The following is a 10,386-nucleotide window of genomic DNA, read 5'->3' as shown; positions in this document are numbered from 1 at the left end:
TTCGCTTATCACTCTCACAACTCCCACCATGAAGCGAAACTTTTACCTTTTTGCGCCGGTACGCTGCACCGCAGTTCTACTGGCTTGTGCGCTGCCCACGTGGGCAGCCGCTGCGCCGGTCGGCGCGGCACCGGTTGCCCACGTGCGGCCGGCGGCCGATGTGCCCGTGTCGGGCCGCGTAAGCGGTCCCGATGGGGCTGGCCTGCCCGGTGTCACGGTGCTGGTGCGCGGCACCAGCCTCGGCACGAGCACCAATTCCGACGGTGCTTTTAGCCTGACCGCACCCGAGGGCAGCACGCTGGTGTTCAGCTTTGTCGGCTTCACCACCCAAACGGCGCTGGTATCGGCGGCCAACGGCGGGGCCGTCAACATCTCCCTCAAGGAAGACACCCAGAAACTGAACGAAGTAGTGGTGGTCGGCTACGGCACCCAGCAGCGCGGTAGCGTGACGGGCTCGGTGGCATCGGTGGCCGGTGCCGAGATTGCCGCTCTGCCCGTAGCAGATGCCGCCCAAGCCCTGCAAGGCAAAGCCTCGGGCGTCACCATCACCTCCAACGGAGGCGCCCCCGGCGGGGCGGCCGGTACGTCCATCCTCATCCGGGGCATCACGTCGGCGGGCAACAACCACCCGCTGTTTGTGGTGGACGGCTTTCCGCTGCCCGACTCGGGCGAGGACCAGCTCAACGTAATCAGTCCCAACGACATCGAGAGCATCGACATCCTGAAGGACGCCTCGGCCACCGCCATCTACGGCGTGCGCGCCGCCAACGGTGTGATTATCATTACTACCAAGCGCGGCAAGGCCGGCCGGTCTACCATCAACGTGGATGGCTACCGGGGCACGCAGCAGGCCTGGCGCAAAATTGGCTTGCTAAACGCCGAAGAATACGCCGTTATCAACAACGAAAACCGCATAGCGGCGGGCCAGCCCATCGTGGTGGACCGCCTGCGCGACCCCAAAGCGCTGGGCGAAGGCACCAACTGGGAAGACCAGGTCTTCCGCACGGCCGCCATGCAGAACTATTCGCTGGGCGCTACCGGCGGCAGCGACAAGGCCCGCTACGCGGTGTCGGCCAGCTATTTCAAGCAGGACGGCATCATCATTGGCTCCAACTTCGAGCGGTTTACGCTGCGGGCTAACGGAGACGTGCAGGTCAACAAAATCCTGAAAATCGGTAACAGCCTGCAGCTCACCCACCAGGAAGACCGCCAGGTGACCACCAACAACGGCGAGTATGGCACGGTGCAGCAGCTCATTCGCATGATTCCGATTGTGCCCGTGTACCGCCCCGACGGCTACTACTACGAGCCGCGCGGGCAGCAAGACAACTTCGTGGAGGAAAACCCACTGGCCAACATCCTGTACGCCAACCGCAAGTACGTACGCAACCGGGCCCTCACCACACTCTTTGCCGAGCTTGAGCCGGTAAAGGGGCTGCGCTTCCGCACCAACGTGGGCATCGATTTCAACTTTACGAACAACAACAGCTTCGGCCCCAAAATACCCGAGCTGCAGGTAGGCACCGAGACCTACACCACCCGCTACTCCACGGCGGGCGATTTCTCGCAGGCCAATACCAATTACAGCTACCTGATTGAGAACACCGCCGCCTACGACCACCTTTTCGCCGGAAAGCACCAGGTGACGCTGCTGTTGGGCCAGTCGGCTCAATTATTCAACAGCCAGGAGCTGGGCGCCTCGCGCAGCGGCTACCTCAGCAACGACCTACAGAACCTCAACAACGGGCCCATCAACCCACAGCTCGGAAACTTTGGCTACCTCGGGGTGCCTTCGCACCTGGCCAGCTATTTTGCCCGCGCCAACTACGAGTTTGCCGGCAAGTACCTGCTCTCGGCCATTGCCCGCTACGACGGGTCGAGTGCCTTTCAGCCCGGCTCGCAGTTTGGCTTCTTCCCCGGCATTTCGGCGGGCTGGCGCATTTCGGAGGAGAACTTCATGAAGGACAACCGCGTGGTGAGCAACCTGAAGCTGCGCGCGGGCTACGGCAAAGTGGGCAACCCCAACAACGCCGGCCGCTTCGCCTACCTCTACTCCATTAACTCGCAGATTACCTACCCGTTCGGGCCCAACGGCACCATCTTCAACGGGGCGGCGCCCACGCGGCAGTCCAACGGCGAGCTGCGCTGGGAAACCAACAACCAAACCAACCTCGGCCTGGACCTGGGCCTGTTCGACAACCGGGTGGAGGCCACCGTTGACATCTACAACCGCAACTCGCCCAACCTGATTGCCTCCGTGCCGGTGTCGCTGGTGTCGGGCACCTACGAGAGCGTAAACCGCAACGCCGCTTCGGCTTACAACCGCGGTCTCGACCTCTCGGTGACGTCGCACAACTTCCGCAACGCGGCCCGCGGCTTCAACTGGAACACCACCCTCAATTTCTCGACCTACACCACCAAGCTGGAATCCCTCGGCGCGGGCCTGCCCTACAACGGCCATGGCTCGCTGAGCGGCAACATCGTGCGCTACGAGCCGGGCTATGCGTTTGGCTCCTTCTACGGCTACGTGGCCGACGGCTTGTTCCAGACGCTCGAGGACGTGAAAAACCACGCCACGCAAACCGTGAATGCCGACCCCACCAAGGCCACCGGCCCTGGCGACATCCGCTTCAAGGACCTGAACGGCGACGGCAAGATTGACGCCAAGGACCGCACCTTCATCGGCAGCCCCAACCCCAAGTTCACCTACGGCCTGACCAACACCGTGAGCTTTATGGGCTTCGATTTGAGTGTGTTTTTGCAGGGTGTGCAGGGCAACAAGGTGTACAACCTGAACCGCTACCTCGAAGAAGCCCCGCTTTACGGCAATGCCAGCGGCGGCACCCGCGTGCTGGCCCGCTGGACCGGCCCGGGCACCAGCAACGAGGTGCCGCGCGCCATTGCCGGCGACCCCAACAACAACCTGCGCGTGAGCACCTACTACATGGAAGACGGCTCCTATATGCGTATCAAGAACCTGACCCTGGGCTACACCCTGCCCACTGCCCTGATGAGCCGCATGGGCGCCCAGCAGATTCGGGTGTACGTGAGTGCCCAGAACCTGGCCACTTTCACCAAATACACCGGTTTCGACCCGGAGGTAAGCCCCAGCGGCGTCGACCGCGGCGTATATCCGCAGTCGCGCGTGCTGTTGGCTGGCCTCAACATCGGGTTTTAATCCTCCCCCTTTCCTTCATTTCAGACGATGACTATCCTTCATAAATGCGCCTGTGGCGCCCTGCTGGGCCTGAGCCTGCTCAGCGGCTGCGGCAAGAAGTTCCTCGAAGAAACGCCCAACGACCAGATTACCGACGCCAACTTCTACAAGAGCGAGCAAGACGCCATTCAGGCCGTAACGGCGGCCTACAGCGAACTCGCCAAAGGCGGTCAGTACAACTACGCCCTGTGGGGCATCGGCGACATCGGCTCCGACATTTCCTACACCGGCGGCGGCGGCGGCGGCGACGGCATCGAGCAACAGCAGCTCGACAACTTCAACATCCCGAGCACCAACCCCATCATCAACCGCTTGTGGGGCGGCAGCTACATCGGCATCGGGCGGGCCAACATTGTGCTGCAGAAGGTGCCGCTTATCACCAACATCAACCCGGCCATCAAGAACCGGTGCCTGGGCGAGGCCGAGTTTCTGCGGGCCAAGTACTACTTCGACCTGGTGCGGGTGTACGGCGACGTGCCGCTGCTCACGGTACCGCCCCTTACGCCGGCCGAGGTGAACATTGCGCGCACCCCCGCGGCCCAGGTTTACACCCAGATTGTAAACGACCTGACCGACGCCATCACCAAGCTGCCGGCCACCTACAGCGGCGACGACATCGGGCGGGCCACCAAGTGGGCCGCCGCCGGCCTGCTGGCCAAGGTGTACCTCACGCAGGGCAACATGAGCGGCGCCGCCCAACGCGCCAGTGAGGTCATCAACTCGGGCCAGTACAGCCTGTATCCCAACTACGGCGACATCTTTAAGATTGCCAACGATAACGGCAAGGAAAGCCTGTTTGAAGTGCAGTACGTGTCGGGCCGCAACGAATACACCTTCGACGGCCTGGGCTTTGTGGGCAATGAGTTCTTTGGCCCCCGCGGCCAGGGCATCGTGCCCCAGGGCGGCTACGGCTTCAACATTCCCGAAAACGACTTCGTGGCTGGCTACGAGACCGGCGACCAGCGCCGCGACGTGACCATCTGGAAGCCCGGCGACGTGTACCCCGACGGCCGCAAGCAGCCGGCCTCGCTGCCCGGCTCGCCCAGCGGCTACGGCTGCAAGAAGTGGTTTATTGGCAAAACCGATACCCGCGTGTGGGACTCCGGCCTCAACATCAAGGTGTTGCGCCTGGCCGAGATGTACCTGATTCTGGCCGAAGCCAGCGGGCCCACGCCGGCCGGCCTCGACGCCCTCAACATTGTGCGCCGCCGCTCCTTTGGCCTGCCCCTCGCCACGCCTTCGGCCGCGCACGACATTGCGGCCGGAATCAGCGCATCCGCGTTTAAAACGGCCGTGTGGCGGGAGCGCAAGTACGAGCTGGCGTTCGAAAACGACCGGTGGTTCGACATGAAGCGCACGGGTGAGCTACTGACCTCGCCCCAGCTGCTAGCCAAAGGCGTGAAGCCCAACAACGTGGTGCTGCCCCTGCCCCAAACCGAGCTCGACGTTAACCCCAACCTGAAGCAAAACCCGGGCTACTAAGCCTCCGGCTCGCCCGTTGCCCGGCCCGTTAGGGCCTGCGGGCGGGCCGTTTTGCTCCCCACTCATTCCCGACTCAATTCCATGAAAAACATAGTACGTGCCGCAGCCCTCGGCCTTTTGATGGCTCCGCTCATGTTGGCTTCCTGCAAAAAGGACGTCGACAACTATAGCCTGGAGGGCGCCGTGCCCGCCTCCGACTTCACCGTGACCAAGGTCACGACCGGCCTCACCACCACGGCCACGTTCACGGCCACCAACACCGATGGCTTCCTCTACCAGTGGGACTTCGGCGATGGTACCGTGGGCTCCGGCAAAACCGCCACCCACGTGTACAGCAGCGGCGGCACCCTCAAAACCAAGCTCATTACGGCTTACCGTGGCGGCACCAGCGTATCGACCACCAAAGACTTGGTGCTGCCCTCGGTGTCGGCCATCGTGAACCAGCTCCTCACCGGCGGCAGCTCCAAAACCTGGAAGCTTGATAATACCGTGGTTGCCCCTATCACCGTGGGCCCCTCCGATGCCGACCCCACCAGCTACTACGGCGGCAACCCCAGCGCGGGCGCCCTGCCCGCCTGCCAGGCCGATGACGAATACACTTTCAGCGCCACCAATTCCTTCACCTACGACGCCAAGGGCCAGACCTTTGTAGCCGGCGGTGGCTGCGATACCCCGCGCAACGTGACTACTTCCTTCACGTTTGGCAACGCTACGGGCGCAGGCTTAGCCCAACTCACGCTGGCCAGCGCCACCCCGTCGCCATTCATCGGCGTGACGGATGCGCCGGGCTTTACGTACCGCATCCTTTCCATCACGAACACGAACATGGTGCTGCGGGCCGGCAGCACGGCCGCCGGCGTGGTGTTCGACATGAAGCTGGTAGCCAAATAGCCCATCGGCCCCTTCAGCTGACTTCCTACCTCATATTATGCGGCTACTTCCCTTCCGCGCCCTGACTACCCAGCTCCTCGGGGCCGGCCTGCTGCTGGCCCTGAGCCTGCCGGCCTGCACCGACAAAGGCACCACCTTCACGCCCGGGCCCGTGACGCCACCAACGCCCCCAGCGCCGGTGGCCAACGAGGACGCCCGCAGCTACGCCGACTACACCGACCTGGTGTGGAGCGATGAGTTCGACGCGGGCACCCTCGACGCCACCAAATGGAAGTACGACCTGGGCGGTGGCGGCTGGGGCAACAACGAGCTCGAAACCTACACCAACTCGACCGACAACGTGTTTCTGAGCGGTGGCAACCTCACCATCAAGGCCATCCGTTCCGGCACGGGCAGCTTCACCTCGGGCCGCATCCTCACCAAGAGCAAAAAGGATTTTGTGTTCGGCCGCATCGATGTGCGGGCGCAGGTGCCCAAGGGCAAGGGCGTGTGGCCCGCCATCTGGATGCTGGGCTCCGACATTGACCAGAACAACTGGCCCAAGTGCGGCGAAATCGATATCATGGAGCTGCGCGGCAGCAAGCCCCGCGAGCTGCTCACCACCATGCACTTTCAGAACGCCCAGGGCGTACACGGCCAGCAGGGCACCACCGTCACCCAGCCCGCCGAGCTGTCCGACGGCTTCCATGTGTACTCGGCGGTGCGCAGCAAAGATCAAACCCGCTTTTACGTGGATGGGCAGCAGTATTATACCTTCGGAACCGGGGGCGCCAGCCCCAACCCGTTTAACAACCCGTTTTTTGTGGTGCTGAACGTGGCCATTGGCGGCGATTTCGACGGCAACCCCGATACCAGCACCATCTTCCCCCAGCAAATGCAGGTCGACTATGTTCGGTACTATCAGTACAAATAACCCAGTGCGCATGCCAGTCAGAGAAGGTGGGAAACTTAAGATGGCGGGTGTGCGCTGCCGTGGCGGAGCCACGCTGGCCCGGGTGGTGGCAGTATTCAGCAGCGTGCTGCTGGGTGCTGCTGCCCCCGTTGGGCCACCGGCTGGCGCCAAGGCACCTACTAGCCCAACGCCCCGCTACACCTTCAAGAAGCTGGTGTGGAGCGACGAGTTTAACGCCCCCGGCCTGCCCGACTCCACCAAGTGGAGCTACGACGTGGGCGGCACCGGCTGGGGCAATAAGGAGCTGCAGTACTACACCAAAAACGCCGCGAGAATGCCCGCGTCGAGGGCGGCAATCTCGTTATTGAGGCCCGCAAGGAAGCCCTGCAGCCCGGCAATGACTACACCTCGGCCCGGCTGGTATCGCGCGGCAAGGGCCGCGGCGGCAGCCAGACCTACGGCCGCTTCGAGGTGCGGGCCCGCATTCCGGGCGGGCGCGGCACCTGGCCCGCCATCTGGATGCTGCCCGACGAAAACACCTATGGCAACCACAGCTGGCCCGACAACGGCGAAATCGACATCATGGAGCACGTGGGCTACGACCCCAACGTGATTCATGCTTCAACGCACTGCAAGAGCTACTACTTCCGGACCAACAACCAGAAAACCGGCGTCACGCTCGTGCCCGACGCCACCACGGCCTTCCATGTCTACGCCATTGAGTGGACGCCCGAGACCATCACGGCCGAAATTGACGGGCAGCTCTACTTCGCGGCCCGCAACGAAGGCACCGGCTGGCAGGCCTGGCCCTGGGACAAGCCCTTTCACGTGCTGCTCAACGTGGCCGTGGGCGGCGAGTGGGGCGGCCAGAAAGGCATCGATGAAGCCGCCTTTCCCCAGCAGATGCTGGTGGACTACGTGCGCATCTACCAAATGAAAAAGCGCTAGGCCCGCCGGTCCGGCCGCTGGCTTATTCAGCTCAATTTTTCACTTCTATCACGCCGAAGGTTTGGTGAGACTTCCTTGGGGTGGTGCCGGCGTGGCAGCCTGTGGACTGCCACGCCATTGGGAAAGAACAGGCCCGCCCGGGCCGATTTGCAGCGCCGCCAAGGTGGCCCTGCCAGGCACGGAGCTACCCCTCTTTTGTCCCGGGCCGGGCCTGTTCCTTCTTTGGCGCCCCATCGTGTTTGCGCTTTGCTCCGGCGGAGTTTTCTCCCCTCTATTTCCGACTTTATGAAACAATCCCTTCCCTTTCTCCGCCGCCTGGCCTTCGGGGCTTTGCTGGTGGCCGGCGCCCAGCCCGCCGCCCAGGCCCAGCGCCTGGGCCTGGAGCCCCGCATCGATTCGCTGCTGAAAGCCATGAGCACCGAAGAAAAGCTGGCTCAACTGACCAACAACAGCTTCATGACCACGCCCACCAACGACCGGCTCAAAATCCCGGGCTTTGTGATGGACGACGGCCCCCACGGCGTGCGCTTCCAGAAAGCCATTGCCTGGCCCACCGGCATGGGCATGGTTTCGACCTGGCACCGCAGCCTGGCCCAGCAAGTAGGCCAGGCCATGGGCGAGGAGTTCTGGGCCTTTGGCAAGCACCAGCAATTGGGCCCGTGCATCGACCTGGCCCAGGACCCGCGCGGCGGCCGCAGCGCCGAGAGCGGCGGCGAAGACCCGTTCCTGATTGGCCAGATTACGTCGCACGTGGCCAAGGGCATCCAGACCACGCCGGTGATAGCCACCGTAAAGCACTTCATGATTGAAGGCAAACAGTCGACGCGCCACACCCGCAACGAGCTGTTTACCGACCGCGGCGTGATGGAGCACTACGGCTATAACTTCCGCACCGTGATACAGGAAGGCGCCGTGCTCAGCGTGATGTCGGCCTACAACCTCATCAACGGCGAGCACGCGGCCGAGAGCCCCTACCTGCTGAACACGGTGCTGCGCGAGCGCTGGGGCTTCCCGTTCTACGTGGTGTCGGACTGGGACGCGGTGCACGACACGAAGAAGGCCATCCTGGCCGGCAACGATGTGTGCATGGGCAGCGACGACTACACCAAAGACCTGCCCGGCCTGGTGGCCAGCGGCGCCGTGCCCATGACGGCCATCGACGCGGCCGTGCGCAACGTGCTGCGCACCAAAATCATGGCGGGCCTGCTCGACTTTTATCCCAAAGGCAGCAAGGCCGACGCCAACACCCCAGCCCACACCAAGCTCAATCAGCAGGCGGCCCGCGAGTCCATCGTGCTGCTCAAGAACACCGACCAGCTCTTGCCCCTGAACAAGGCCACGGTGAAGCGCATCGCCCTCATCGGTCCCAACGCCGACAAGGGCAACCTGAACTGCTACGGCAGCAGCGAAACCAGCCCGCCCTACTCCGTCAGCCTTAAGCAGGGCCTGGAAACCAAGCTGGGCGTGGCCAAAATCGCCTTTGCCAAAGGCTGCGACATGAACAGCGCCGACACCAGCGGCTTTAAGCTGGCCCGCGAGCTGGCCCGGGAGGCCGATGTGGTCATCTTCGCCGCCGGCCTCGACAGCACCCAGGAGGGCGAGGAGTACAACTCGGGCCACGACCGCGCCAACAAATCAGTAACGCTGCCCGGCCAGCAGCAGGCCCTCATCAACGCCCTGGCCCGCGCCAATCCCAAGATGGTGGTGGTGGTGCAAAGCGGCGGCGTGTGCGCCCTGCACGAGAGCCTGCCCCGCACCAAGGCGCTGCTTTATTCCTTCTACGCGGGCCAGGAAGCCGGCACTGCGCTGGCCGACGTGCTGGTGGGCGACTACAACCCCGCCGGCCGCATGCCCGTGACCATGCCCACTGGCGACGCCCAGCTGCCCACTTGGGGCGACGACCTCACCGACGCCAACGGCGTGGGCTACCGCCTCTACGACAAGAAGAACATGAAGCCCGAGTTCGCCTTCGGCGCCGGCCTGAGCTACACCACTTTCCAATACAGCAACCTGAAGCTGCCGACCGCCCCGGTCCTGGCCGGTGCGCCCGTCACCATCAGCGTAGATGTGCAAAACACCGGCACCACGGTCGGCGACGAAGTGGTACAGCTCTACCTCACCGACAAATCGAGTAAGCTGACCATGCCGGAGAAACAGCTCAAGGGCTTCGAGCGCATCAGCCTGGCGCCTAAACAGAAGAAAACGGTCAGCTTCACGCTTTCGGCCGAGGATTTTTACTTCTGGAACGAGCAGGCCAAAGGCTACCAGGTGCACCCGGGGGCTTACAGCTTCCGCGTGGGCAGCGCGTCGGACAAACTCCCGCTGGGGGGCGCTTTTACCCTCAAAGCAGCTACAGCCAAGCCCGATTTGAAGATAACCCAGGTGTTCACTGTGCCCCGCTTCCCGAAGCCCGGCCAGCCCGTTACGTTCTACGCCATGGTGAAGAATATGGGCACGGCGCCGCTGCCCACCAGCAGCAAGGTCGACGTAGCCTTCACCGTGAACAACGCCAAAGTGGCCAGCCTGCAAGGCATGGGCAAACCCCTATTGCCCGGCCAGGCCCGCCTGCTGCCCGCCACCTCCAATAACTGGAAACCGACCGCGAGCGGCAATTTCTCGCTCGGAGCCGTGGTCGACGCCGGCAAAACCGTGAGCGAATGGATGGAAACCAACAACACCTTCAGCCGCTCCCTCAAGGTGTACCCAGCCGGGCCCGCTGTGCAGCCCGCCCCCTAAGCGGCTGGTTAGCTCAACCTCAAAGCTCTATTTCCTGGGCTAATTCCGAGCTGGGCCATGGGCGGCACTAAGACGATAAAGAGGCCCTTGGCATTGCGCCAAGGGCCTCTTTTATTGAGCTGGCTACTCCAGCACGCAGGAGGCATGCCGACGGGCGAAGGCCGCCGGTAGAGCTTGGAATTTCTCTTCCCAGGCCCGAAATTCCGCATAGGAACGCAGA

At 63.2% G+C, this 10,386-nt stretch carries 6 protein-coding genes; all 6 read left to right on the top strand.

All coding sequences use genetic code 11. The features are described from left to right. The first annotated feature begins 28 nt into the window (after nt 1-28). The 6 genes from AUC43_RS06800 to AUC43_RS06775 all read left to right on the top strand — a co-directional run bounded on the left by AUC43_RS06800 (nt 29) and on the right by AUC43_RS06775 (nt 10,166). Nucleotides 29-3,178, top strand: a complete 3,150-nt coding sequence (locus tag AUC43_RS06800) for a SusC/RagA family TonB-linked outer membrane protein (RefSeq protein ID WP_068191295.1) — start codon at nt 29-31, stop codon at nt 3,176-3,178. A 27-nt stretch (nt 3,179-3,205) separates the two neighbouring features. Next, nucleotides 3,206-4,699 carry a RagB/SusD family nutrient uptake outer membrane protein gene (locus AUC43_RS06795; RefSeq protein WP_068191293.1) on the top strand — a complete coding sequence of 498 codons (1,494 nt, stop codon included), beginning with the start codon at nt 3,206-3,208 and terminating at the stop codon, nt 4,697-4,699. Between the two features lie 81 nt (nt 4,700-4,780). Continuing rightward, nucleotides 4,781-5,590, top strand: a complete 810-nt coding sequence (locus AUC43_RS06790) for a PKD domain-containing protein (protein ID WP_068191290.1) — start codon at nt 4,781-4,783, stop codon at nt 5,588-5,590. A 37-nt stretch (nt 5,591-5,627) separates the two neighbouring features. Next, nucleotides 5,628-6,503, top strand: a complete 876-nt coding sequence (locus tag AUC43_RS06785) for a glycoside hydrolase family 16 protein (protein ID WP_068191289.1) — start codon at nt 5,628-5,630, stop codon at nt 6,501-6,503. Nucleotides 6,504-6,845: 342 nt separating this feature from the next. Further along, nucleotides 6,846-7,430 carry a glycoside hydrolase family 16 protein gene (locus tag AUC43_RS21490; RefSeq protein WP_335340918.1) on the top strand — a complete coding sequence of 195 codons (585 nt, stop codon included), beginning with the start codon at nt 6,846-6,848 and terminating at the stop codon, nt 7,428-7,430. A 285-nt stretch (nt 7,431-7,715) separates the two neighbouring features. Continuing rightward, nucleotides 7,716-10,166, top strand: a complete 2,451-nt coding sequence (locus AUC43_RS06775) for a glycoside hydrolase family 3 C-terminal domain-containing protein (protein WP_068191284.1) — start codon at nt 7,716-7,718, stop codon at nt 10,164-10,166. Nucleotides 10,167-10,386: the final 220 nt, after the last annotated feature.

The sequence above is a fragment of the Hymenobacter sedentarius genome (assembly GCF_001507645.1).
Taxonomy (GTDB): Bacteria; Bacteroidota; Bacteroidia; order Cytophagales; family Hymenobacteraceae; genus Hymenobacter; species Hymenobacter sedentarius.
This window is presented reverse-complemented; position numbering and strand designations above follow the sequence as displayed.